The sequence below is a fragment of the Shewanella sp. DNRA4 genome, assembly GCF_012843185.1.
Taxonomy (GTDB): Bacteria; Pseudomonadota; Gammaproteobacteria; order Enterobacterales; family Shewanellaceae; genus Shewanella; species Shewanella xiamenensis.
Genome location: NZ_JABAIP010000017.1, coordinates 67,639 through 93,269, shown reverse-complemented (window position 1 = coordinate 93,269; position 25,631 = coordinate 67,639). Strand labels below are relative to the sequence as shown.

The 25,631-nt window shown below is 45.8% G+C and carries 22 protein-coding genes and 4 tRNA genes; 20 read left to right on the top strand and 6 right to left on the bottom strand.

Going from position 1 to position 25,631, the window contains the following annotated elements; all coding sequences use genetic code 11:
* Positions 1-136 precede the first annotated feature (136 nt).
* Complete coding sequence (locus HG547_RS17940; protein ID WP_169548624.1) at positions 137-1,711, top strand: PAS domain-containing methyl-accepting chemotaxis protein; 1,575 nt, start codon at positions 137-139, stop codon at positions 1,709-1,711.
* Positions 1,712-1,795: 84 nt separating this feature from the next.
* On the opposite strand, the gene HG547_RS17935 is transcribed toward HG547_RS17940, so the two are convergent.
* Positions 1,796-2,728: a D-2-hydroxyacid dehydrogenase gene (locus HG547_RS17935; protein ID WP_169548623.1), complete on the bottom strand. Its 933-nt coding sequence runs from the start codon at positions 2,726-2,728 to the stop codon at positions 1,796-1,798.
* Between the two features lie 87 nt (positions 2,729-2,815).
* Here HG547_RS17935 and HG547_RS17930 point away from each other — a divergent pair, with 87 nt between their 5' ends.
* Complete coding sequence (locus HG547_RS17930) at positions 2,816-3,151, top strand: DUF3392 domain-containing protein (RefSeq protein WP_037414115.1); 336 nt, start codon at positions 2,816-2,818, stop codon at positions 3,149-3,151.
* Positions 3,152-3,174: 23 nt separating this feature from the next.
* On the opposite strand, the gene HG547_RS17925 is transcribed toward HG547_RS17930, so the two are convergent.
* From HG547_RS17925 to rsgA, 5 genes are all read right to left on the bottom strand, one after another.
* Positions 3,175-3,897: a glycerophosphodiester phosphodiesterase gene (locus HG547_RS17925; RefSeq protein ID WP_169548622.1), complete on the bottom strand. Its 723-nt coding sequence runs from the start codon at positions 3,895-3,897 to the stop codon at positions 3,175-3,177.
* Between the two features lie 13 nt (positions 3,898-3,910).
* Positions 3,911-7,114 carry a mechanosensitive ion channel domain-containing protein gene (locus tag HG547_RS17920; RefSeq protein WP_169548627.1) on the bottom strand — a complete coding sequence of 1,068 codons (3,204 nt, stop codon included), beginning with the start codon at positions 7,112-7,114 and terminating at the stop codon, positions 3,911-3,913.
* Positions 7,115-7,182: 68 nt separating this feature from the next.
* On the bottom strand, positions 7,183-8,067 hold the full coding sequence (locus HG547_RS17915; protein WP_169548621.1) for a DMT family transporter: 885 nt from the start codon (positions 8,065-8,067) through the stop codon (positions 7,183-7,185).
* A gap of 14 nt (positions 8,068-8,081) precedes the next feature.
* Positions 8,082-8,960: an archaetidylserine decarboxylase gene (gene asd / locus HG547_RS17910; RefSeq protein WP_169548620.1), complete on the bottom strand. Its 879-nt coding sequence runs from the start codon at positions 8,958-8,960 to the stop codon at positions 8,082-8,084.
* An 88-nt stretch (positions 8,961-9,048) separates the two neighbouring features.
* Positions 9,049-10,113, bottom strand: coding sequence for a small ribosomal subunit biogenesis GTPase RsgA (gene rsgA, locus HG547_RS17905; protein WP_169548619.1), 1,065 nt, complete (start codon positions 10,111-10,113; stop codon positions 9,049-9,051).
* Between the two features lie 112 nt (positions 10,114-10,225).
* On the opposite strand from rsgA, the gene orn reads away from it, so the two are divergent.
* From orn to HG547_RS17815, 18 genes are all read left to right on the top strand, one after another.
* Complete coding sequence (gene orn / locus HG547_RS17900; protein ID WP_011621392.1) at positions 10,226-10,771, top strand: oligoribonuclease; 546 nt, start codon at positions 10,226-10,228, stop codon at positions 10,769-10,771.
* A 109-nt stretch (positions 10,772-10,880) separates the two neighbouring features.
* Positions 10,881-10,956 (top strand) — tRNA-Gly (locus HG547_RS17895).
* Positions 10,957-11,080: 124 nt separating this feature from the next.
* Positions 11,081-11,156, top strand: a tRNA-Gly gene (locus HG547_RS17890).
* Positions 11,157-11,200: 44 nt separating this feature from the next.
* A tRNA-Gly gene (locus HG547_RS17885) sits at positions 11,201-11,276 on the top strand.
* 32 nt (positions 11,277-11,308) lie between these two features.
* Positions 11,309-11,384, top strand: a tRNA-Gly gene (locus tag HG547_RS17880).
* Between the two features lie 560 nt (positions 11,385-11,944).
* Positions 11,945-12,400 (top strand): hypothetical protein, encoded by a 456-nt coding sequence (locus HG547_RS17875; protein WP_037426974.1) that lies wholly within the window; start codon positions 11,945-11,947, stop codon positions 12,398-12,400.
* A 260-nt stretch (positions 12,401-12,660) separates the two neighbouring features.
* Positions 12,661-14,160 carry an NAD(P)H-hydrate dehydratase gene (locus HG547_RS17870; RefSeq protein ID WP_169548618.1) on the top strand — a complete coding sequence of 500 codons (1,500 nt, stop codon included), beginning with the start codon at positions 12,661-12,663 and terminating at the stop codon, positions 14,158-14,160.
* A gap of 80 nt (positions 14,161-14,240) precedes the next feature.
* The gene (gene tsaE / locus HG547_RS17865) at positions 14,241-14,705 is read left to right on the top strand and encodes a tRNA (adenosine(37)-N6)-threonylcarbamoyltransferase complex ATPase subunit type 1 TsaE (protein WP_169548617.1); all 465 of its coding nucleotides are present in this window, start codon (positions 14,241-14,243) and stop codon (positions 14,703-14,705) included.
* 8 nt (positions 14,706-14,713) lie between these two features.
* Positions 14,714-16,105: an N-acetylmuramoyl-L-alanine amidase gene (locus HG547_RS17860; protein WP_037414192.1), complete on the top strand. Its 1,392-nt coding sequence runs from the start codon at positions 14,714-14,716 to the stop codon at positions 16,103-16,105.
* Positions 16,106-16,119: 14 nt separating this feature from the next.
* A complete protein-coding gene (mutL, locus tag HG547_RS17855; RefSeq protein ID WP_169548616.1) occupies positions 16,120-18,030 on the top strand; it encodes a DNA mismatch repair endonuclease MutL in 1,911 nt (636 codons plus the stop codon).
* Positions 18,023-18,949, top strand: coding sequence for a tRNA (adenosine(37)-N6)-dimethylallyltransferase MiaA (gene miaA, locus HG547_RS17850; RefSeq protein ID WP_169548615.1), 927 nt, complete (start codon positions 18,023-18,025; stop codon positions 18,947-18,949). The genes mutL and miaA overlap by 8 nt, the downstream gene beginning before the upstream one ends.
* Before the next feature lie 92 nt (positions 18,950-19,041).
* Complete coding sequence (gene hfq, locus HG547_RS17845) at positions 19,042-19,314, top strand: RNA chaperone Hfq (RefSeq protein WP_011070934.1); 273 nt, start codon at positions 19,042-19,044, stop codon at positions 19,312-19,314.
* Positions 19,315-19,337: 23 nt separating this feature from the next.
* Positions 19,338-20,645 (top strand): ribosome rescue GTPase HflX, encoded by a 1,308-nt coding sequence (hflX, locus tag HG547_RS17840; protein WP_047539763.1) that lies wholly within the window; start codon positions 19,338-19,340, stop codon positions 20,643-20,645.
* Between the two features lie 36 nt (positions 20,646-20,681).
* Positions 20,682-21,827 carry an FtsH protease activity modulator HflK gene (gene hflK / locus HG547_RS17835; protein WP_037414184.1) on the top strand — a complete coding sequence of 382 codons (1,146 nt, stop codon included), beginning with the start codon at positions 20,682-20,684 and terminating at the stop codon, positions 21,825-21,827.
* Between the two features lie 3 nt (positions 21,828-21,830).
* Positions 21,831-22,724 carry a protease modulator HflC gene (gene hflC, locus HG547_RS17830; RefSeq protein ID WP_169548614.1) on the top strand — a complete coding sequence of 298 codons (894 nt, stop codon included), beginning with the start codon at positions 21,831-21,833 and terminating at the stop codon, positions 22,722-22,724.
* Positions 22,725-23,095: 371 nt separating this feature from the next.
* On the top strand, positions 23,096-23,686 hold the full coding sequence (gene petA / locus HG547_RS17825) for a ubiquinol-cytochrome c reductase iron-sulfur subunit (protein WP_037414180.1): 591 nt from the start codon (positions 23,096-23,098) through the stop codon (positions 23,684-23,686).
* Positions 23,686-24,900 (top strand): cytochrome bc complex cytochrome b subunit, encoded by a 1,215-nt coding sequence (locus tag HG547_RS17820; protein WP_011715793.1) that lies wholly within the window; start codon positions 23,686-23,688, stop codon positions 24,898-24,900. Before petA ends, HG547_RS17820 begins: the two co-directional genes overlap by 1 nt.
* A complete protein-coding gene (locus tag HG547_RS17815; protein WP_037414177.1) occupies positions 24,900-25,598 on the top strand; it encodes a cytochrome c1 in 699 nt (232 codons plus the stop codon). The genes HG547_RS17820 and HG547_RS17815 overlap by 1 nt, the downstream gene beginning before the upstream one ends.
* Positions 25,599-25,631: the final 33 nt, after the last annotated feature.

The following is a 25,631-nucleotide window of genomic DNA, read 5'->3' as shown; positions in this document are numbered from 1 at the left end:
CCAGAGGGATCCCTCAATAACAGGCCGGATATATGGGTGCAATGAACTCTTCTCAAAATCGTTATCGAATGTCTTGCAAACCGGATGGGTCCATATATGACTGAATAATAAATTCATAATAGATCCAAGGGTTATCATGAGAAAAAATTTGCCTGTAACACAACGTGAATATGACTATCCAGCGGATTGGATTTTACTGTCGACCACTGACACTCAGAGTCATATAACCTACGCCAATCAATCCTTTTGCACTGTAGCGGGATATACCCTCAATGAGATGTTGGGGCAACCCCACAATATGGTGCGTCACCCCGATATGCCCCCTCAAGCGTTTGAAGACCTCTGGAAAACCATTCGTAAAGGTGAGCCTTGGAAAGGCATTGTTAAAAACCGCTGCGCCAATGGTGACCATTATTGGGTTGATGCTTATGTATCTCCCATTGTTATTAATGGCCAGGTGGCGGAGTTTCAGTCGGTACGGACTAAACCCAGCCGCGAACAGATCAACAGAGCAGAGACGGCCTACGCCGAGTTAAATAAAAGCGGCCATGTTAACGCGTTAAAACGAATCTTGGATATGCCAACTAAGTTGGCGCTTTTAGTGTTTGCGGCTTTGTTGCCCATGCTGTATTTGGCGCTGCAAGTGGGAGTGGTAGGATTTATGGCGCTAGCCATCAGCGCCTTAGTGCTGTTTATTGGCGGTAATTTGATTTTAGGTCGGTATCGGGCTTTGGTCGCTAAGGCGAAGAAAATCTACGATAACCCTTTAATGGCATATATCTACACTGGACAATCCGATGATGTTGGTGCGATAGAGCTTGCACTGCAAATGCAAAACTCAGAGTTAAAATCTGTGCTAGGTCGTGCCCGTGATTCCTGCGATAAGGTGACTCAAGAAGCTAAAGTATCAGCGGCAAAAGGCGAAGAAATTCAAAATACAAGCCAGTCACAGCTTTCTGAGATCGAGCAAGTAGCAACTGCAATGCAGCAAATGACAGCGACCCTTGGTGATATGTCTTCTAACTGTGCCGATGCGGCGAGTGCTTCGCAGATGGCATCAGAGCAAACAATCAACGGCGATAAAACTGTGCTGAGTACGATTCAATCTATTCAGGCCATGGCGCAACAGTTGCACGAAACCTCGAAAGTTATCAGCGAATTAGAAGGGCATAGTAAAGATATTGGTAGGGTGCTGGATGTCATTCAAAGCATTGCAGAGCAAACAAACCTATTGGCATTAAATGCCGCCATTGAAGCTGCACGGGCAGGGGAGCAAGGACGTGGTTTTGCGGTTGTTGCCGATGAGGTGCGGGCGTTAGCGAAACGTACCCATGATGCAACAAAGGAAATCCACAGTATGATTAATCTGTTGCAGCAGGGGACAAATAAAGCTGTGCAAAGTATGCATGAAGGGGTTGAAGCTGCCTCCGAATGTATTACCACAGCGGATTTAGCGGGTGCGGCGTTGCGTACCATACGTGAGGCCATAGTGACCATTACCGATATGAATCACCATATTGCCAGTGCGGTGGAAGAGCAATCGAGTGTGGCGAATGAGATGAACCGAAGCGTGGTTAATGTGTCACAGTTTACCCATTCCAGCCACCAACTCGGCTGTGAAATGGTTGACCTCAATGATGAAGTGATTAGCGAAATGGATTCCCATACCGTGTTGGTTGGGCAGTTTTTAAAACGCAGTTTTAAAGTTTAGTATCGTCGCTATCCAAAAGTTTGAATCAAAAGGCAATCAATCTTTGATTGCCTTTTCTTTTCTGCCATAGGGATTGAGCCTCGATTAATAACCCTGAGTAAAATCGACCTGATTTTGCAAGGGCTCTGCTGCGATGTAGCGGCGATAGTTGTCGCTAAAAATACGAACGATTTGCTCAGGTTGGCTCGGCGCCGAGATATGGGGCGTGATAATGACGTTTGGCCTCTCCCAAATCGGATGCGTTGCAGGGAGTGGCTCCTGCATGAACACATCGAGAATGGCTTGCTGCGCAGGTTGTGCAATCAGCTGGGCATTAAGGGCATCGAGATCTAGTACATCACCGCGGCCAACATTTACCAAAATAGCATCGGCTTTGAGCTTAGCGATCATTGACTGATTCAGAAGCTGGCGAGTTTCTGGTGTACTTGGCAGTAAGTTAGTGACCACATCGCTGTGGCTTAAGCATTGTGTTAGCTGCGATAGCGGTAAAATCACATCAAAGCCTTCGACCTCACGGCCGCTGTGATTTATCCCTGTGACATGCATGCCGAACTGTTTAGCCGTCTTGGCAACATGCTGGGCGATGGAACCTGTGCCTAAGAGTAATAATCGCATCCCTTGTAAACTGGTGCGCGTAGCACTTTGTACTTGCCAAGATTTTTGCTGTTGTTGCGCTTGGTAGAAATGGTGTCCTCGCACGTGGGCGAGCAGATAACCAAACAAATACTCACTCATCAAGGGGCCGAAAATCCCTTTGATGTTGGTAAGTTGATAATCCTTTCTTGCCCTTGGCCCCATCAGGGCATCAATGCCCGCAAAACTGGATTGCAACCATTTTAGCTCTTTGGCATGGGGCACTAGCGGTGCGGCAAGTTTGGGTTCGGCAAGCCAGATATCGGCCTGTGCAATATTCGCAGGATTATCATCAAGCAACTCAAGGTCGGGCAACTGCTGCGCCTCAATGAGCTGGCGATATTGTTCATTCGCCTTAGTGAGTAAGAGTAACTTGTGCCCCATGTCGTCTCCCTTTATGCTTGGTTGTCTTTATTTTTCAATATGCTGCTGTCTTGTTTTATTTTTGCAGCGCTATTTAGGTTGAGTCTTATGTTTGATCAGTTAGTCGCCATTATTGGCCATTTAGGAAATATGTTGCGTCCTTGGTCCTTCGATATCGCCACGGCCATGGTGGTGTGTTTGATTTTAGTGTTTTCAGCCGATATGAATCGCATCATCAGACGGCATTTAGTTGGTCACTCTTTTATCCTGCGAACCTTGGTTTTTATCATTGTGAATGCCTTTGGTTATGGCCTATTGATCGTTAAAGCCACGCCTTGGGTGGCAAGGCAAATCGTTGCCATGCCATCCCATTGGATGTTTTTGCTGATCGTCGCCATGTTTATTTTTATCGGCTATTGGGCACAGCGAAATAGCCAAGCTTAAGGCGTTAAGTCCGTGAAATGCGGTTATTCGAAATAACCGCGATAGTCTGTATTGGTCGGGTGTGCTAGCGCCTGCATCGCTCGGTCTGGGTAATTGCTAAAGATGCCATCGACACCAAGCTGCTTAAGTGCATGAATATCATCGCGGTTATCGACGGTGTAAACATACACCTTAGCACCTCTTTGGTGGGCGTCATCCACTAGGGCTTGGCTGATAAAACTCACATCTAAATGCAGAGAATATGCGTTTAGCTCGCTTACGACCGCTGCGCCATCGAGGGGAATACTGGCGAGCAAGGGTGCCACTAATGCCTGTGGCAGAGCCTGTTTAACTTGCTGTAAATAAGGATGATTAAAGGAGGATATCAGTAATTGCTCGTTACTGAACCCTAGCTCGGTGATGGCTTTGGGATAAAGTTCGAGGAGTGGCGTTACTGTATTTACGCCTTTAAGTTCAATGTTTACTGTGGCGCGACCTGCGACCAGTTCGAGCACTTGCCAAAGTGTGGGAATGGGTTCGCCTTTAACTGTGACTTGCTCTAGGTAGTCCCTACTTACTAAATGGATAATGCCTTGGCCTGAGCTTTTATTGTCGAGCCTGCGGTCATGAAATACGACTAACTCACCTTCGACATTGTGCACATCCAACTCAATGGCTTTGGTGCCTAATTCAATCGCTTTGGCCATGGCGGCTAAGGTATTTTCTGCCACATAACCGCTGGCACCACGGTGAGCAAAAATAAGCATGTGATTTTTCCTATTAACTGCGGATTATGCCGACCTGATCGCGAGTTTGGCCATTTTTAATATGGATTTCCATTTGCGGATAGGCGAGTTCTAAGTTGTTTTCTTTAAGCTTACGGGTAATACGTTTGTGCAGATCGTGGCGTAGTGGCCAGCGTGCCGACATATCTTTTGCATAGGCTCGTACTTCATAGTCTTGAGTATGTTTACCAAAGCCCGCAAACCACACTTCTGGCTCTGGATTAGGCAGCGCATCTTCGCATTCCTGAACAGCTTGATAAAGCGTTGCTTCCACTTTTGCTGGATCCGAATCGCGGGCAACCGACACATAAACAATGACACGGGTAATAGGGTCCGACAGCGACCAGTTAATCAATTGCTCGGTAATAAAAGCCTTGTTAGGAATGATAATTTCCTTTCTGTCCCAATCGATAATAGTGGTGGCACGGATCTGGATTTTACTCACAGTCCCGGTGAGATCGCGGATTGTCACCGTATCGCCAATACGCACTGGCTTTTCGAACAGAATAATCAAACCCGAGATAAAGTTGGCAAAAATCTCCTGCAAACCAAAACCGAGACCCAGTGACAAGGCTGCAATCAACCATTGCAGTTTTGACCATTCCATCCCGAGATTTGAAAAGCCAATCAGCAGCCCTAAAAATACCACTAAATAACGACTTACTGTGGTGATAGCAAAGCCAGTGCCCGGTGTCAGGTCGAGACGCTGTAGGATCATCAGCTCAAGCAAACCGGGTAAATTGGTCGCAATCATCAGCGAGAAGCCAACGATGATTAAGCCGAATAACAGCGATTTCATGGTGATGGGGAGCTGCTGCTCGACACCATTGACGCTGGTATTGGTGGTCCAGAGGGTGATGCCATCCAAGAAGGAAAATAGCGCCGTATGGGTTTGCGTCCACAGGCCAATTAAGCTGGCTAAAAACGCCAGTAGCAATAAGGAACGCACCAATCCAAGGGACTGACTCGAAATGGTTTCGAGGTCGACTACGGGTTCTTCGTAGGTATCTAAGCCATCATTGGAGCTATGGTGTGTTTCGCCCTTTTCCCGTTGGGCTAAACGCTCAGCCCGTTTCGCTTTCGCGCGGTCGAAGGCAATGCGGCGGCGCTCAATCAACATCCAACGTTTAATTAATTGATAGAGCAGTAAAAAGCTTAATCCCAATATGATTGATAGCTGTAATTGCAACAGCATTTGGAATGCTGTGAAGTAGTAGCCCCTAAAGGCGAGCCCAGCGCTCAGCAGGGGAACAGCGATCAACAATGCCCAGAGCATTTTTTGGATCAGCCGTTTGTTCTTCCCCTCTTTTTGAACAACGCTATTTTGCCGGCTTAATAGCAAAATATCCTTGTATAACAAGAATAACACCACACAAAAACAGATAAATGCGCCGCGGCCAATGCTGTTGCGGATAAGCGAGGCATCGAGTATTTCGGTAAAGCCCATAATGCCAAGCAAGGGACTGGCGACAAATACAAAGTGTTTGAGCCTGAGCTGGCCAGCCTGAATCAGTTTTGAGGGGCGTTTGAAGTGGCCTACCAATACGCCTTTATCTAGAGCAAGAATAAAAATCAATCGATACAATAGGTAAACCAATCCTATTGCTAAAATCCCCATGCCGACGGCTTGCACAAAGTTACGGTCTGATTGATAGAAAATCCATCCTGCTGCCACTATGGGGAGCGGTTTGATTAAGGCATAACCTAGGCTAAGGACTAAGGATTTGAAGGTATAAATAAATTTATCTTGAGTCACATTACCCACATAGGTTGCATAGTTGCCGAGTAATCGATTGAATTTAGGTTTTATTAAATCTTGAACCACTAAACAGAGCACTAGCAGAATGATCCACCATGACCAATAGTCGTTTTGCTCCTGCCAAGCTTTGCTAAGTTGTCCCCATTGTGCCTGTTGGATTAGCCATAGGGCGCTACGTTGAATATCGGTGAGCCAGAGCTTGTTAATGCTCGCGGCATTAGGTACCCAAAATAGATGTTCGTTTAGGGTGTTTTTTAGCGTCAGGTGCTGTTGGCTAAGCTGCTGATAATTAACTTTAAGCTTGCCTAGTTCACTCAAATACTGGTCATAACTCTGCATTAGCTGAGTCAGCAATGCTTGCTGTGAGCGCAGCAACTTAATCTGCCCCTCATTATAGAGATTGGCTTGTTCGAGTTCTTGTTCGTTGAGTGCCTGCTGTTGCTCTAGGTGATACCTGTCGAGACGCGCATCGGCGATAAGAGTTTGTAGTTTTTCATGGTTTGGCGGTTTGGGCAGCGATTGCAACATCTGCAAAAAGCGTTCGCCAAAGGCGGAGTTCATTTTGACCCAAGTAATTTGCTCTTGGATATTTGCGAGTTGCTTGGCTTGGGATTGATATTGGAGCTCAGCCTGTTCTTGCTGCTCTACCACGTTATTGATTTGCAAGGTTAAGGTTTGTAGTTTTTGGCCGTAGATTTGATTGGTATCGGCGATATTGCGTGTAATCGGATCGATGACTTTAGTGGTATCAACTAAATTCTTGGCCAGCGTGGCATCGGTTTGTTGTTGGCGCTGCTTGTTGATCGCCTTATTGATAGTTTCAATAAAGGCTTCTTGCTGGCTCAATTGCTGGCGAACTAACTGTAACTGTAGCTGGGTAAGTTCGATACGCTTTTGGCTACTGGCAAGCTCGGCCTCATGGGTGGCTAGGCTCTGTTCAAAAAAAATCCGCTGTATTTGTTGTAATTCACCCGCTGGCGTATCGATAGGTGCCAATTCCGTTTTTTTATTTTGCAGCACATTTTGTCTTGCATTGGCAATGACGGAAGGCAGTAGATTATGCCGCTGTAGTAGTTCGTTGACTTGATTGCCGAGAGTTGCCTCGCTCTCTTTTAACTCTGATAGGCGTAAATAGGCCATCGAGGCTTGCTGGTTAAGATCTGTTGCTTTATCCAGCTTTAATGGCTTAGTGGCCTCTTTTAAGCCCTGATCGATGACCTTTTTATTTTTTTCAAAATCCAGCTGCGCCTGCTGAAAACTGCTCGCATTGGCCGCCAGTCTGTCAATGTTGTTTTTAAGCTCAACAATTTGATCGTCAATGCTAATATTTTGTTGCTGATTTTGGTTGTTTAGGCCAAGACGCTTGTCCAATTGCAAGGGCGAATTGGCATGGAGAGAAAAAGACAAAAAAGCAATAACGAACAATAAAATACGTGGCATATAGGCAAAAGCAATTAGAGGCGAAAGACGCACTCATCTTAGCCAACTTGGGCCAAGATTGGTATGTTTCAAATGTTCTTTTTTCGCCGTTGTGACTGGTGGGATTGATGGGTTTCAAAGATGGCGGTGGCGACTATGATGGTTCCGCCTATCAAAGTATTTACATTCAGTGCTTCACCTAAAATCAGCAAAGCCAACATGGCCCCATAAAAGGGTTGAAGGCAGGAGACTAGCCCTACTGTTTTAGCACTTAATTGGCGCAATGCCGAGGTGAACAGCGCATGGGGCGCGGCAGTAAACACGACCCCGAGCAGCGCTATCAAGCCCCAGGTTTCAAGGGAGATGCTTTGCAGATCTGTTTGATGCCAAGGCATAAGAAACACCGCCGCCACTAAGGTCTGATAAAACATGGCGTGGGGGCCACTATATTGGGAAAAATAGCGTTTTTGCAGTAGGTTACGGGCGGTAAATAACATTGCCGACAGAATACCGATCGCAATTCCTAGAGTCGTGTCGTTACCAAGATTGGCTTCGGGGATCAGCAGTACAACACCTATCAGCACGAAAATGCCGCTGATAATATCCATCAGCTTGATTTTATTGCCCGTTAATAATGGCTCGGCAATCACCGTCATCACCGGATAGGTGAAGAAGGCAATCATGCCGATGGCGACCGATGAGAGTTGCATCGCGGCAAAGTAGGTGACCCAGTGTAAGCTGACTATCACACCTAAGCCGATAGCAACCAGATAATCCTGTTTGCTGGCAAGGCTTAAGTATTTACCGCGGAATTTGATGAGCAATGCCAACACTAACGCCGCGACTACACATCTTAGGAAGGTAATATCGAGTGCGCTTAAGGGGATTAACTTTGAAAACAACGCTGTGCCGCCAAACATCAGCACAGCTAAGTGTAATTCGATTAATCCCGAAGGTTTACTGGTCTGGCTCAATTGGGTCGCCGTAGTTAGTCGGCTGACGCCTGATTTTTCAGATTAGCAAAGGCTTGACCCATACGCGTCACGGCTTCTGGCTCAACGCCTTCGGCGAAGGTGTCGATAGCATCTTTGGCAAACAGCATGACGACGGTACTGCCAAGCTTGAAGCGACCCATTTCTTCGCCTTTCTCTAAGGTAATCGCGTCAGGGCCTACCGTTGGATATTCCCAAGTGAATACTTGCTTACCGGTTGGCGGCGTAATAGTGCCTGCCCAAACGGTTTCGATGCTCGCCACAATAGTTGCACCCACTAATACCATAGCCAGTGGGCCAAGCTCGGTTTCAAAAATCGCCACAACACGTTCGTTGCGAGCAAACAGGCCTGGTACATGGCGCGCCGTTAATGGGTTAACGGAAAACAACTCACCTGGCACATAGGTCATCTTCGACAGCGTGCCTTTAATCGGCATATGGATGCGGTGATAATCCTTAGGAGCCAGATAAATTGTCGCAAAATCACCACCTTCGAAGCGTTTGGCATCTTCGGCTTGGTCGCCAAGCAGAGTGAGCGAAGAATAGTGATGACCTTTTGCTTGGAAAATACGGCCATCCTTGATGGGGCCTAGCTGGCTCACTGCGCCATCAACCGGATGTACCATGATATTGGCCGCGCTATTGATGGGGCGAATACCTGGCTTAAGTGCGCGGGTAAAAAAGTCGTTGAAGCTTTTATAGGCTTCGGGTTCGCTCTGAGCCGCTTCGCTCATATCGATTTTATATTGCTTGATAAACCATTTAATCGCGGCAGTCGTTAATGCGCCAGCTTCGGAAGCGGCAAGTTTACCGACTAAGCGAGATAACAGGTGCTTTGGCAGCATGTACTGCAGCGCAATTTTAACTTTATCCAATTTGTGTTCCTTTCCTTTATGTTGCTCAACTTAGGTTGAGACTTGTTTTGCGTTAATTCTATTCGTTGTGATGGCTTTGTTGTACTCGTTATTCATCGCTTTGGGCGCGAAATTGCCGAGCGTGACGCTGCTCATCAAGGCTTGCGATAATACGATGGTAGTTATTAAAGCGATCTTCACTAATCTTACCCGCTTCGACTGCGGCTTTTAAGGCGCAGCCTGGGTCATCGCCGTGCTTACAATCGCGGAATTTACAGCCACCTAAAAAGTCACGAAATTCGATAAAGCACCAACCGACACGTTGGGCGGGTAAGTGCCAGAGGGCAAATTCGCGCACGCCGGGGGAGTCGATTAAATCACCACCACTCGGTAAATGCAGTAACTTAGCGGTGGTCGTGGTGTGTTGTCCAAGCCCAGAGTTGTCGGAGACATCGCCCACCAGTAGCTCGGCTTCGGGCAGTAAGGCATTGACCAGAGAAGATTTGCCCACACCAGACTGGCCAGCAAATACGCTCACTTTATCTTTCAGCAGGGCTTTAATGGTATCTAAGCCTTCGCCTAACTTACTGCTGACCTTATATACTGGATATCCAATGGCTTCGTAGCGCTTTAAGGCAGCTTCGATGGTGGGTGCTTCTTCAGGCGTTAACAGATCGATTTTGTTCAAAATAATGATCGGCGGAATATCCGTGTCTTCGGCTGCCACTAAATAGCGGTCAATAATCTGGGTGGTAAAGCTAGGTAATACGGAAGACACAATCAAAATTTGGTCGATATTCGAGGCGATAATTTTCACGCCATCGTATAAATCGGGGCGCGAGAGGGAAGAGCGTCTTGGATGCACTGCTTCCACAATGCCAGCTATACCACTATTTGCTTGGCTTTCAATAGCTAAGCGTACAATCACTTTATCGCCGGTCACTAAACTGCTAATGGTGCGGCGAATGTTGCAGCGCACAATCTGGCCATCTTCGGTTTCAATATCGGCATGTTGACCAAAGCGGGAGATCACGGTTCCGCTCTGTTCTGGGCCAAGTGAGCTATCCTGTAACTCAGGCGCATTTTTATCACCATTGTCACGATTGAGGCGTTTCTCGTGATTGGCGCGCATACGGCGTAATTGGCCTTGGCTTAGGGGTTTCTTTTTACTCACTGGTTTGTCTTCGTCAATTAGGTGATATTTTGTGTTTGAAAAAAGCAGTATGATACACGCTCTTGAATAAAAAAGCCTGAATTTAGGCTAACTGACATGATAAGGCGCAATTATGGCGGCAGACGCAAATAATCTCATTTGGATCGATCTCGAAATGACTGGGTTAGAACCCGATGTCGATAGGGTCATTGAAATTGCTACCTTAGTAACAGACCAAGAACTCAATATTATCGGTCAGGGGCCAGTGATTGCTATTCATCAATCGGATGAAGTACTGGCGGCCATGGATGATTGGAACCAAAAACATCACGGTGAATCGGGCCTCATCGATAGAGTGCGTGCCAGCCAAGTGAACGAAGCGCAGGCTGTTGCACAAACCATCGCATTTTTAGAGCAATACGTGCCTAAGGGTGCCTCGCCTATGTGTGGTAACAGCGTGGGTCAGGACCGTCGCTTCTTAAATCGTTATATGCGTGAATTGGAGGACTACTTCCATTATCGCAATCTAGACGTAAGCACGGTTAAGGAGCTAGTGAAGCGTTGGAGCCCTGAAACTATGGCCGGTTTCAAAAAGCAAAACACTCACCAAGCTTTGCAAGATATCCAAGAGTCGATAGCAGAATTGCAGTATTACCGTAGCAAAGTATTTAAAATTTGACCGATCAGCAGATAAATCTGCAAGAAGGGGTTGCAGCCGCATAAATTTTTCATATAATGCGGCCTCAACTTTTTGATGCGGGCATGATTGTCTCGTCAAATAAGTAAAGGCGACATTAGCTCAGTTGGTAGAGCGATACCTTGCCAAGGTATAGGTCATCGGTTCGAACCCGATATGTCGCTCCAAATTACAAATTTAGTGATTTACCAAGTCATTAAATGCAGGATATGCGACATTAGCTCAGTTGGCAAAGGTGGATAGACGATACCTTTGTGGATGTTGAAGGCAAATTTAGCAGCGATACAAAATGCGACATTAGCTCAGTTGGTAGAGCGATACCTTGCCAAGGTATAGGTCATCGGTTCGAACCCGATATGTCGCTCCAAATACAAATTTAGTGATTCACCAAGTCATTAAATACAAAATTATGCGACATTAGCTCAGTTGGTAGAGCGATACCTTGCCAAGGTATAGGTCATCGGTTCGAACCCGATATGTCGCTCCAATTTCAGACGGTTACAGTCTTAAAATGTAAATGCGACATTAGCTCAGTTGGTAGAGCGATACCTTGCCAAGGTATAGGTCATCGGTTCGAACCCGATATGTCGCTCCAATTTTCTAAATCTCCCCATAATCAAGTACTCAATTAGCATTAGCTCAGTTGTGCTTTTGATATTGCGATACCTTTCTTTTTCAAGGTATAGGTCATCGGTTCGAACCTGATATGTCGCTCCAATTTTTCTCGTTAGTCTCCCCATAAAATCTTCATCATTTCAAACTAAGTTATCGCAACTGACATAGCGCTATTTTACTTTTCTGTACACTTAACATGTCTGTTCCGTTGTTGATTATTCCAAGCATTTTTGAGCACGTTCATCGCTGCAATTTATTAACCTTTGTTTTCGTGGTTATTTTTAATACTAATGTGGTTAAGTGTTGCAGGATTTACCTGCCCTGCGGCTGTTGTCGATGATGTTTTCTATTTTGTAAAAAATAAAACAGCAAGGTTAATGCGTGATCTGCACCTTGTTTCTTCAAGATTTCCTAAATTAGATGGCGTTGCGAAAGTTAAATTATGACCTTGTTCAAATATTCGTAACGCTTTTACTTACATAATGAATCCAGACAAAGTTAATAGCGCCAAGTAGTTGGCTTAACACTGGAGTGCATTATATGCGTATTCAACAATTACGTGATTTACTTGAGTATGTGGCGAACTGCCGCTTAGATATGGCGCAACTCTATGGCCGACTGAACAATCATGCTGACTCCGCTCGAGTAAAGATGATGCTGGAGTATTTTGAATCTCATCAAAAGCATGTCGCTGAAAAATTGCGTGATTATATGGATGAGGCGCCAGCGAGGGTTCTCGATACTTGGTATAAAGACTTTGTGTTTGAAGATTTTACTAAGCGTTGCCAAGATACCATGTTACCCGCCAATATGAACGAAGATGATGTGTTGAATTTACATCTCGACTTGGAAAATCGTCTGATTGGCTTATTGGAAAAAACCGTCAACTCAACCACCGCTGAAGATGCGCGTGCGGCATTAGAAGGCTTAATTCGAGTTGAGAAAACTCAACAGCAACGATTAGTTCACAGCACTATCCGGATGGACGATATTTAACCTATCGATACCTCATCTGTGTTCGTGTAAACACTGAAAGCCAGCTAAATGCTGGCTTTGTTGTTTTTGGATGATAAGTGTTATCCATATTCACTGCTTTTTGCATGGCATCTGATTTACGTCATAACTTTTCTCGAAGCTTTTTGCTACTTTCTTGATCTCATTAGTTGATTTGACCATTAACTGTTTAGTGTTCATCCATAGCGATGGTCGATTAGATGAGTCACTCTTTTGTTATTTTGTCGCGCAGGAGATCCTCTATGGCACAAGATTTATCGAGTTTACCCACAGCGCTTTATACGCAAGAGCAGGTGCGAGCGGCTGAACTGCTCGCAGTTTCAGAAGGGGAAGCTACGTTGTATCAATTAGTTGAACGTGCTGGATGCGCAGCGTTTAACTATTTAACAGAGCAGATAGTGCGCCAGCCTAAGCTTGGGGCTATGCCATTATTGGTACTCGCAGGTAATGGTAATAACGGTGCCGATGCCCTCGTTTGTGCTCGTCTAGCTCTAGAAGCAGGACATAAGGTTAACGTTTTTTTACTAAAGACCAAGGGTACGCCAGAATTTGAACAAGCGCTTTCGGCTTACCTTAATCAAGGTGGGATCGTCGATTCTCCTAATATTGATGCGATCTTACAGGCGCCAATCCTTATCGATGGATTACTGGGGACTGGCGTTCAGGGCGCGGTGCGAGAACAGGTTGCAGCGCTTATCCATGCCATTAATCAGAGTAATGCTTGGGTGCTTAGTTTGGATCTCCCCTCGGGGATCTTGGCCGATACCGGTGTTGTCGCTCAAGTCGCAGTGATGGCGGATGCGACTTTATGCTTTGGCGGTTTAAAACAAGGCCTACTCACCAGTAAGGCAAGACATCACTGCGGTCATCTTGCTTTTGCCGATCTGGGATTAACTCCCTTTTTTAATGGTGAAAGCGCGACTCGAGTGGGTGGTGAAATCCTAAAAAGCTATTTTGCCGCCAGAGCAAGGGATAGCCACAAAGGTCAATCGGGTAAAGTAACCCTGATTGGTGGTGACTTTGGCATGGCAGGGGCGATTCGACTTGCCAGTGAAGCTTGTTTGCGTGCGGGGGCTGGATTAGTCACAGTGATCAGTCGGCCAGAGCACCAACTTACGGTAAATGTATCTCGACCTGAGTTAATGTTTTGGGGTTGTGAGCTAGTCGATATGGAGGTGTATCTGCGCCTTGGTTGGGCACAGGTGGTTGTGCTTGGCCCTGGGTTAGGTAAACACGATTGGGGTTATAACTTGTTTAAAGCCGCGGGGTTAAGCGATAAACCCTGTGTTCTCGATGCCGATGCATTGAATTTACTCAGTCAAGAACCGCGCAGGCAAACTAACTGGGTACTCACGCCCCATCCGGGAGAGGCCGCACGGCTGCTGGGATGCAGTGTCGCTGATATTGAGCATGATCGATTAGCGGCCGTGCGTGCTTTGCAGCAAAAATACGGTGGAGTAGTGCTGCTTAAAGGGGCTGGAACCATCATTTTTGATGGAAAACAGATGGTCGTGGCGCCAGTTGGTAATCCAGGTCTTGCGAGTGGTGGGTGCGGTGATGTGTTATCTGGTATTATAGGCGCCCTTATGGCTCAAGGTATGGATAACATGCAGGCGACAGTCGTTGGCGTTGTCGTTCATGGTTGTGCGGCGGATCTTGCTGCGGTTCAAGGTGAACGGGGCATGTTAGCCAGCGATTTGATGCCTTTTATTCGCCAATTAGTAAATAGTGATTTACTCTAGGCGCTGTAAAATTTAAGCGCGGGTGGACTACCGCGCTTAAATTGCCTCCTTAATCGATAACGGCAGTGATATAAGCGGACATGACAGAGACAGAGTTAACCTTTCAATTACATAATGAAGACGAGACTATTGCGGTTGGGCAAAAATTGGCTCGCCATATTCAAGCGCCTTTGACTCTGTATTTAACGGGGGATTTGGGGGCGGGTAAAACCACTCTGAGCCGCGGTTTGATTCAAGGATTAGGACATAAAGGTGCAGTCAAAAGCCCAACTTACACTTTAGTTGAACCTTATGAGCTCGACGGTGTCGAAGTTTATCATTTTGATTTGTATCGTTTAAACGATCCCGAAGAGTTAGAGTTTATGGGGATCCGTGATTACTTTACCCAGAGCAGCCTCTGTATCGTAGAATGGCCTGACAAAGGTGAAGGGTTGTTACCCGATGCTGATATCCACCTACATTTAAAATATTTTAACCAAGGACGTGAAATCCATATTCGAGCCTTAACCGTATCAGGTAAAACGCTATTAGCCGCGATAAAATAAAAACAAAGATGACTAAAAATAAGTATTACTTTCAAAGAATTATTCTTTTTTTATGCGCGTTTTTTGCTGTTGCAGCCCACGCGGCCAACCAGCTCGAAGGTGTGCGTATTTGGGCCGCACCCGAGTCGACACGAATTGTGTTCGATTTGAGTGAGGTGCCCAATTACAGTTATTTTTCCCTCGATGGTCCTCATCGTTTAGTGGTCGATCTAAAAAAGGCATCGACGAAACTGAGCCTGAAAAATATCGATAACAACAGTAAGTTAGTCAAAGGCATACGAGTCAGCAAATCTCCGACGAAAGGCGATTTACGTTTGGTTATTGATTTGGTTAAACCCTTAAATGCGAACTTATTTTCGTTACCCGTGACGGCACCTTATGGTAATCGGCTTGTGGTTGACCTAGAGGATAAAACTGTGACGGCTTCGCCGTCAGTCACGAGTTCAACTTCAGTTAAAAAATCCGTTAATCAAAGTGTGCCATCTTCCCGCGATATTGTTATCGCGATTGATGCTGGGCATGGTGGTGATGATCCCGGCTCGATTGGACCATCCGGTCTCTATGAGAAAAAAGTCGTGTTCGAAATTGCAAAACGGTTATCGAGCAAAATTAACGACACACCTGGAATGCGTGCAGTGATGATCCGCACTGGTGATTACTTTGTGAATTTGAATAAACGCTCTGAACTTGCTCGTAACAGTAAGGCAGATTTGCTGATCTCTATTCATGCGGATGCTTTTACATCACCCAATCCACGAGGTGCATCTGTGTGGGTATTGTCGATGCGCCGTGCAAACAGTGAAATTGGTCGTTGGTTAGAACAAAAAGAGAAACACTCAGAGTTGCTGGGAGGCGCAGGGGAAATTATTCAAAATACTGATAATGAACAGTATCTTGCTATGACCTTACTCGACATGTCTATGAACAGCTCTATGGCCATTGGTCACTCGGTTGCTGGGGATATTTTAAAAGATTTAGGTGCAGTGACGGAGCTGCATAAGAATCGTCCTGAATCAGCTAGTTTTGCAGTGTTAAAGTCTCCTGATATTCCGTCAATCTTGGTGGAAACGGGCTTTATCTCGAATCCGAAAGAAGAACGTTTGCTGAGCAGCAACCGTCATCAAGAGAGTATTGCCACTGCGATTTACAAGGGCGTTAATCGTTATTTCCAAAACAACCCTCCGGCTGATACTTTATTGGCCAAGCGCAATCATGGAAGTTCAACTGCGCCATCAAGTACAAAATCTGCGGGAAATATTAAGCATAAGGTAAGTCGGGGGGAGTCGCTTTCTGCTATTGCCCAGCGCTATAAAGTCCCGATGGCTAGCATTATACGTGCTAATGGCATGAAGACTGATGTGGTACAGCTTGGGCAGACACTTGTGATTCCTGAGAGCTAAATAGGATGAAGTCTATGGGGATCCAGATCCTTCCGCCGCAATTGGCGAACCAAATCGCCGCTGGCGAAGTTGTCGAAAGACCGGCCTCAGTGGTGAAAGAACTCGTTGAGAACAGCTTAGATGCTGGCGCAACCCGTATCGATATCGAAATCGATAAGGGCGGCAGTAAGCTGATTAAGATCCGTGACAATGGTTCGGGGATCCCAAAGGATGAATTAGCCTTGGCGTTGTCGCGCCATGCCACCTCGAAACTGCATTCCCTCGACGATCTTGAAGCTATCCTCAGCTTTGGCTTTCGCGGTGAGGCTTTAGCAAGTATCAGCTCCGTCTCCCGTTTAACCTTAACGTCGCGCACTGCTGAGCAAACCGAAGCGTGGCAAGCTTACGCTGAAGGCGTCGATATGGCTGTTAAAGTCATGCCTGCGGCGCATCCGGTGGGTTCAACCATTGAAGTCGTTGATCTATTTTTTAATACTCCGGCGCGTCGACGCTTTTTAAAAAGTGACAAAACCGAATTTACCCATATTGATGAATGGTTAAAGCGAATTGCTTTGGTGCGGGGGGATATCCATTTTACCCTGACACACAATGGTAAAACCGTGCGCAATTATCGCCCAGCGATGAATGAGTCACAATATTTACAACGACTGACCCAGGTTGCGGGCCGGCCGTTTGCCGATCAAGCACTTAGAATCGAATGTCAACACGATGATTTACGTTTAAGTGGTTATCTGCAATCGCCTTGGTCAACCGTGCAGACCGATACTCATTACTTTTATGTGAATGGCCGTCTAGTGCGCGATCGTTTAGTTAATCATGCGGTGCGTCAAGCATTTGCACAAAAGGCCGAAGTAGAACAACCCGGCTATGTGCTGATGCTGGATATCGATCCTCATCAGGTGGATGTGAACGTGCATCCAGCAAAACATGAAGTGCGATTCCATCAAAGCCGTTATGTGCATGATTATATTTTGCAGGCACTGCAATCGGCGTTAGAAGAAGCCGGAGAGCTTAGTTTTGAACGTCCTTTCGAGCTGGGTTCGCCCCAAGTGGAGGATGATGTTTCAGAACCCAAGTCTGAACATACTGCCTTCGAGCTGCAATCTCCGAAAGCTAACTTAGCTTGGACTAATACTCCTCAACCTGAAAATTATCGAGGGAGTCAAGTCGATACGGCTATTGGTGAGTCTCGTGCTCGAGATATTGCCACCGTACGGGCGGGGACTATGGTGCAGAGCAATGCCTATGGAAGCATGGCGGTACCTAGGGAGTCACGCAGTAGTTCGGCTGGAGAAAGCCGTGCAAGAGCTGAGCTGCCTTCTAAGACAGCGATTGCCAGTTATGGTGCATTACTGCAGACCCCATCTTACAGCGTACAGGACAAGGCTTATCAAGCTGTTTTACCTATGCCATCGATACTAGATGGACAATTTTGGGTGTTTAGTGATGGGCCAAAATTAAGTTTATTACGTATTGAGTCTGCAGCATTAGCAGTCCGTAGCCATGAGATTGAAATAAAACTGGCGACAGGATTGATTGGGCAGCCTTTATTGATGCCAGTATCGGTTGGCGCTGATCCTGATTGGACAGCGTTACTCGAAGAACATGCAACACTTATCCGTCAACTTGGTTTAGAGCTAACAATTCGTTACCAGCAGTTGATTATTAAAAAAGTGCCCCCATATCTGAGGGACTGTCAGTTAGCGAAGGTCATTCCTGAGTGGCTACAATCGCTACGTTTTGAAGCGCCAGCACCCAATGCATTAGCGTTATGGCTGGCAGAGCAAAGCCTAACTGGATTTATCTCGGCACCCGATATTTGGGCCGCTTATTGTCAGTTAACGGAAGATAAAAGGCAGAAAATTGCCAGTAAAGCAGTATCCTTACCTTGGCAATCGTGGCTAGAAGAGCAAGCAATTGAATAAAGAATTACAGCCTAAAGTGGTTTTTTTGATGGGGCCAACGGCGTCAGGAAAAACGGCTTTAGCTCTCGAATTAGCCGAAAAGCATAATTGCGAAATTATCTCGGTTGATTCAGCATTAATCTATCGCGGCATGGATATTGGCAGTGCTAAGCCCTCTGCCGAGGAATTAGCACGAGGTCCGCATCGGCTGATTGATATTCGCGATCCGGCTGAGAGCTACTCCGCCGCCGATTTTAGAGCCGATGCGCTGCGCGAGATTGAACAGATTATCAGCATGGGCAAGACCCCTTTATTAGTGGGCGGAACCATGATGTATTTTAAGGCGCTATTAGAGGGATTATCGCCGCTACCCAGTGCTGATGAGGCTATTCGCGCCGATATTCAAGCCGAGGCGGATACAAACGGATGGGAAGCGCTGCACGAGCAATTGAGGGAGATAGATCCCGTCTCTGCAGAAAGAATTCATCCTAATGATCCACAAAGGCTTTCAAGAGCGTTAGAAGTCTATAGAATAAGCGGTAAGAGTTTGACTGAGTTAACCATGACCAAGTCGGCTCCTTTACCCTATAATGTGGTGCAATTTGCCATTGCACCGCGAGAGCGTAAAGTGTTGCATGCGTTAATCGGGCAGCGTTTTCGCATAATGTTAGAGCAAGGCTTTATTGATGAAGTCGTCCAGCTTAAAGCGAGAGGTGACTTGCATTTAGATTTACCCTCAATGCGTTGCGTGGGATATCGACAATGTTGGCAATATCTCGATGGTGAATTTGACTATGATACTATGGTCGAAAAAGCCGTTGCCGCTACTAGGCAATTAGCTAAGCGTCAATTAACATGGTTGCGTAGTTGGCCAGAGTTGAATTGGCTGGAAAGTGGTGCTGAGGGGAATTTAGTTACACTTATGCGTCAATGCCGCTAGCTTATTAGCCCTTGCTGTATAATACTAAAACTAAACAAAAAACTTCACTGATATCGATTTATTTTTATATAAATTAAAAAGGAAATAATAAAATGGCTAAGGGGCAATCTTTACAAGACCCATTTTTGAACGCACTACGCCGCGAGCGCGTTCCTGTATCTATTTACTTGGTAAACGGCATTAAACTCCAAGGACAGGTAGAGTCGTTTGATCAGTTTGTCATTCTGTTGAAAAACACAGTGAGCCAAATGGTTTACAAACACGCTATTTCTACTGTGGTTCCTGCTCGTCCATTTAACGTTGCTGGCCATCAAAATGCCCAGGGCGGTTATGGCGCGCAAGACGATATGCCAAGTGGCGAATAAAGTTTAGTTAAGGAGTTTGCTTCTTGTTTGATCGTTATGAGGCGGGAGAAACAGCGGTTCTTGTCCATATCGACTTTTCCGATGAGGAACGCCGAGAAGACTTAGTGGAGTTACAGCTATTAGTCGAATCAGCTGGAGCACGCTCAGTCGGGGTCATTACTGGAAGTCGACGCTCACCAGACCGTAAGTTTTTTATTGGTTCTGGTAAAGCCGAGGAGTTAGCCGCCTTAGTGGCAGCCACCGAGGCTAATGTGGTTATTTTCAATCACGCCTTGAGTCCAGCTCAGGAGCGAAATCTTGAACAGGTATGTCAGTGCCGAGTATTGGACAGGACATCACTGATCTTAGATATTTTCGCCCAAAGAGCTCGGACTCATGAAGGTAAGCTGCAGGTGGAGCTAGCGCAATTGCGCCACATGTCGACTCGCCTAGTGCGTGGTTGGACTCACCTTGAGCGCCAAAAGGGTGGTATTGGTTTACGTGGCCCAGGGGAAACCCAGCTCGAAACAGATAGGCGCTTGCTTCGGGGGCGCATTAAAAATATCAACAAACGCTTAGAGCGTGTTGATAAACAACGTGAGCAGAGTCGCCGCGCCCGTAAGCGTAGTGACATGCCAACCGTCTCATTAGTGGGTTATACCAACGCGGGCAAGTCGACGCTGTTTAATGCCTTAACCTCATCTGATGTTTATGCAGCTGACCAGCTATTTGCGACTCTTGACCCTACATTGAGAAAATTAGATCTACCCGACGGTGCCGTAATTTTAGCGGACACTGTAGGTTTTATTCGTCATTTGCCACATGATCTCGTTGCTGCATTTAAAGCAACATTACAAGAGACGCGTCAAGCAGATTTGTTACTGCATATTGTTGATTGTGCAGATGAAAATATGGCGGATAATTTTGAGCAAGTACAATCAGTGCTTAAAGATATAGATGCTGATAAAGTGATGCAATTGATTGTTTGCAATAAAATTGACTTGCTTGAAGATGTGACGCCGCGTATCGAATATGATGAACGCGGTAAGCCTGTACGAGTCTGGGTTTCGGCACAAAAGCGTTTGGGGTTTGATCTGCTCTTGAAGGCGATCACTGAGTTAATTGGTGAAGTTATTCATGAGTTTACACTTAAGATTCCGGCAACTGCTGGACATTATCTTGGCCAGTTTTATCGACTGGATGCGATACAGCAGAAAGAGTACGACGATCTGGGGAACTGTATTTTGTCTGTTCGTTTATCGGATGCCGATTGGCGCCGATTAGCTAAACAGAGTCAGGGTGAGTTAGAAACCTTTATCTACGATGCGTCGATAGAAAAGGCTGTTTGTTAATAATCTAATTTATTTCATCCACTTATGGAGTGCTAAATGGCTTGGAACGAGCCCGGTAACAAGGGTAATGATCCTTGGGGAAATAAAGGTGGTAACGACAAAGGACCACCGGACCTTGATGAGGTTTTTCGTAATCTTTCAAAACGCTTTGGCGGCAAAGGTAATGGCTCTTCTGGCCAAAACTTTAGTTCCTTTAGCTTAATCATCATTCTTGCCATCGCTTTTGTTGTTTGGGGACTTTCGGGTTTGTACACCATTAAAGAAGCCGAGCGGGGCGTAGCGTTGCGTTTTGGTCAACATAATGGTGAGGTGGGACCGGGTCTTCACTGGAAACCAACGTTTATCGATGAAATTTATCCTGTTGACGTGCAATCAGTTCGCTCTGTGCCATCATCTGGCAGCATGCTAACTTCTGATGAAAACGTCGTGAAGGTTGAGCTAGACGTGCAATATCGTATTTCTGATGCGTATGCCTATCTTTTTAGTGCGGTAGACGCCAATGCCAGTTTACGTGAAGCCACTGACAGTGCGCTGCGCTATGTCATTGGTCACAACAAGATGGACGATATTCTGACCACCGGCCGTGATGCTATTCGTCGCGATACTTGGAAAGAATTAGAACGCATTCTTGAGCCGTACAAGTTGGGCTTGGCTATTGTTGACGTTAACTTCTTGCCAGCGCGTCCGCCTGAAGAAGTGAAAGATGCATTCGACGATGCCATTTCAGCGCAAGAAGACGAACAACGCTTTATTCGTGAGGCTGAAGCCTATGCCCGTGAGATTGAACCGAAAGCACGTGGTGAAGTCGAGCGCATGGCGCAACAAGCTAATGCTTATAAAGAACGTGAAATTTTAGAGGCGCGCGGTAAAGTGGCTCGTTTCGAGTTGCTCTTACCTGAATACCAAGCTGCGCCTGAAGTGACCCGTAAGCGTTTGTATCTCGATGCAATGCAACAGGTGATGACTGACACTAACAAAGTCATTATCGATGCTAAAAACAACGGCAATTTAATGTATCTGCCACTAGACAAGTTAATGAAAGAGAAGCCTGCGACTATGCCAGACGTTGAGCCTAAACCTCAACAGAATGTCAATTCTTCATCTATTTCAACTACACGCATTGGTGAGCCTTTGAGTGAACGCCCATCTCGCGAGGAACGTGCTCGCCAGGGGAGGGAGTAATTCATGGGTAGATTAAGTATTGTTCTGATCGCCGTTATATTAGGCATTGGTTTGTCATCTGTGATGGTGGTTAACGAAGGCGAACGTGCGATTGTGGCGCGCTTTGGCGAAATCGTTAAAGATAAAGTTGAAGGCAAACAAGTAACACGTGTTTTCGGCCCAGGTTTACACTTTAAAGTACCTGTGATCGATAAAGTGAAGTTGCTTGATGCGCGTATCCAAACCTTAGATGGTGCTGCAGATCGTTTCGTCACCTCTGAGAAAAAAGACTTAATGGTCGACTCCTATGTGAAGTGGCGTATTTTTGATTTCGAAAAATACTACCTCTCTACTAATGGGGGGATTAAATCGAATGCTGAGACCTTACTGCAACGTAAGATCAACAACGATTTACGTACCGAGTTTGGTCGTCGTACGATCAAAGAGATCGTTTCTGGGCAGCGTGATGAGTTACAAAATAACGCGTTAGCGAATGCTGCTGAGAGTGCTAAAGATTTAGGTATTGAGGTTGTTGACGTGCGTGTTAAGCAGATCAACCTACCCGCAAACGTGAGTAACAGTATTTACCAACGTATGCGCGCTGAGCGTCAAGCTGTGGCTAAAGAGCACCGTGCTCAAGGTAAAGAGCAATCTGAAATTATTCGCGCTACGATTGATGCCAATGTTACTGTTAAAATTGCGGAAGCAGAGCGTAAAGCCTTAACCATTCGTGGTGAAGGTGATGCATTAGCTGCAAAAATTTATTCGGATGCTTATAACAAAGATCCTGAATTTTTTAGCTTTTTGCGTAGTTTAGATGCTTATCGTGCGAGCTTCTCCGGAAGTTCAGACGTTATGGTGTTAGAGCCAGATAGCGAATTCTTCAAATACATGAAGAGTAGTGCTACTAAGAAATAAGCGATGCTAAATCGTTCAGAATGGGCCCCAATCACTGGGGCCCATTTTTTTTATCCTAAATGAAAACAGTAAGTGACAAAGTGAGCGCTAAAATTACATTAGCAATGCATTGTTTATGCCTATCACACAGTCAATATGCTCAAAAAACAGTTCAAAACGATTAAAATTGCTTAACAGCTGTACTTTTTTTGCCCTTTTTTTAAAAAACTCGCAATCTCCCTAACTTACTTGCGTGTTTTCACTATGATCTGCTTCTAATTTTTAGCTATAATGAGCCCCGCTTCAAACTTCGATTTTTGCCCATGGTGATAACTAAGAGGCAAAAAGTCTTTGAAATATAAAAATTCCAACACCCTCTGGGAGATAAGTGGATGAGCAATGCGCCAGTCGATACCGGACGTCGCAGATTCCTGACAGCCGCAACCGCCGTAGTAGGTGGTGCTGGTGCCGTCGCTGTAGCGGTTCCTTTCATCAAGTCATGGAATCCGAGTGCCAAAGCGAAAGCTGCAGGTGCACCGGTCGAAGTAAATATCAGTAAAGTAGAGCCAGGTCAGCTGATCCGTGTTGAATGGCGAGGAAAACCTGTATGGGTTGTTCGTCGCACTGAAGCGGTGATCAATGAACTGCCAACACACGACGATAAGTTAAGAGATCCAGCTTCTGCTGAAATGCAGCAGCCTGAATATGCAACAAATCCTCTGCGCTCAATCAAGCCAGAGTATTTTATTGCTGTCGGTATTTGTACCCACCTAGGATGTTCACCCACTTATTTGCCAGATTCATTTGCTGAGCAAGTTCAAGGTGTGACTTCTGGTTTCTTCTGCCCATGTCATGGTTCTAAGTTCGATATGGCGGGCCGCGTGTTCCAAGGCGTTCCAGCTCCATTGAACCTAGTTATCCCTCCACATCAATATGTTGATGATGGCACTGTTATCATCGGTGTAGATAAAGGAGTGGCGTAATGGTTAAGAATTTAATTAATTGGATTGATGCTCGGATCCCAATGACGGCGACGTATAATCGCCATGTGGGTCAGTATGCTACGCCAACTAACTTTAACTTTTGGTACTTTTTTGGTTCGCTAGCGATGTTGGTATTGGTTAACCAATTACTGACGGGTATCTGGTTAACGATGAACTATGTACCCACAGCAGAAGGTGCTTTCGCTTCTGTTGAATACATCATGCGTGACGTAGAGTACGGCTGGTTATTGCGTTATATGCACTCAACGGGTGCGTCTGCGTTCTTTGTGGTGATCTACTTACATATGTTCCGTGGTCTGATTTACGGTTCATATCAAAAGCCTAGAGAACTGCTGTGGCTATTCGGTATGTTGATTTTCCTCGTGCTGATGGCTGAAGCCTTTATGGGTTACTTGTTGCCATGGGGACAAATGTCTTACTGGGGTGCGCAGGTAATTATTTCTCTGTTCGGTGCTATCCCTGTTATCGGTGATGACTTAACTCTATGGATCCGTGGTGACTACGTGATCTCTGGCGCCACACTGAACCGTTTCTTTGCTCTGCACGTTATCGCACTGCCATTAGTGTTAGTGGTTTTAGTGTTCTTACACTTAATCGCTCTGCACGAAGTGGGTTCAAACAACCCAGACGGTATCGAAATCAAGAAGAACAAAGACGAGAATGGCTGGCCAGTTGATGGCATTCCATTCCACCCATACTACACAGTTAAAGATATTATGGGCGTTGCAGGCTTCCTGATCGTGTTCTGTTACGTACTGTTCTTCATCCCTGAAGGCGGTGGTTACTTCCTTGAGAAGCCAAACTTTGAAGCGGCTAACCCAATGAAGACACCGGAGCACATTGCACCAGTATGGTACTTTACACCTTTCTACGCCATCTTACGTGCTGTTCCCGACAAATTGGGCGGTGTGGTAATGATGGGGCTGTCGATTGCAGTACTGTTCGTATTGCCTTGGTTAGACCGTTGTAAAGTGAAGTCAATTCGCTACCGCAGCACGCTGCACAAGTTGAACATCGCTCAGTTCGCTGTATCGTTCATCGTCTTAGGTTATTTAGGCGCTGTACCTGCAACACCAGAGCTGACTATTGTTGCACGTATCTTCACTGTGACGTATTTCGGCTACTTCTTATTACTGTGGTTATACAGCAAAAATGAGAAAACTAAGCCTGTTCCAGCGAGGTTGACACACTAATGAAAAAATTACTGATTGCATTAGTTACATTGATCCCGACGCTGGCAATGGCCGCGAGTGGACACAATGTACATTTAGAAAAAGCCAATGTTGATCTGCATGATAAGGCTTCTTTAGAGCGTGGTTTGGATATGTTCCAACACTATTGTTCTGGTTGTCATAGCACTCAGTATCAACGCTATGAGCGTGTGGCGAACGATCTCGGTATTTCTGCCGATGATATGCGTAACAAGTATATGTTTACCGATGCCAAAATTGGTGAACTGATGCAAAACGCAATCCCACACAAAGATGCGGCTAAATGGTTTGGCGCAACACCACCAGATCTTACCTTAGTAGCACGGGTTCGTGGCGAAGATTGGGTGTATTCATACCTCAAAGGCTTCTACAAAGATCCAAGCCGCCCATTTGGCGTAAATAACACTGTATTCCCTTCTGTGGGTATGCCACATGTTCTTGAAGAACTGCAAGGCACGCCTGTTAAGCAAGAAGATGGTACAATTGTGGTTTCTGGTGGTAAGTTAAATGCTGAAGAGTATGACCAAGCGGTACGTGATATCACTGGTTTCTTAGTTTATTCAGCTGAACCTGTTAAGTTAGAGCGTCAAGCTTTAGGTTGGTGGGTGCTCGGATTCCTGTTTATATTCTTTATTGTGGCCTACCTCTTGAAGAAAGAGTATTGGAAAGATGTACACTAGGCACCAATAACGGGTAAAATATAGTATCCGCAT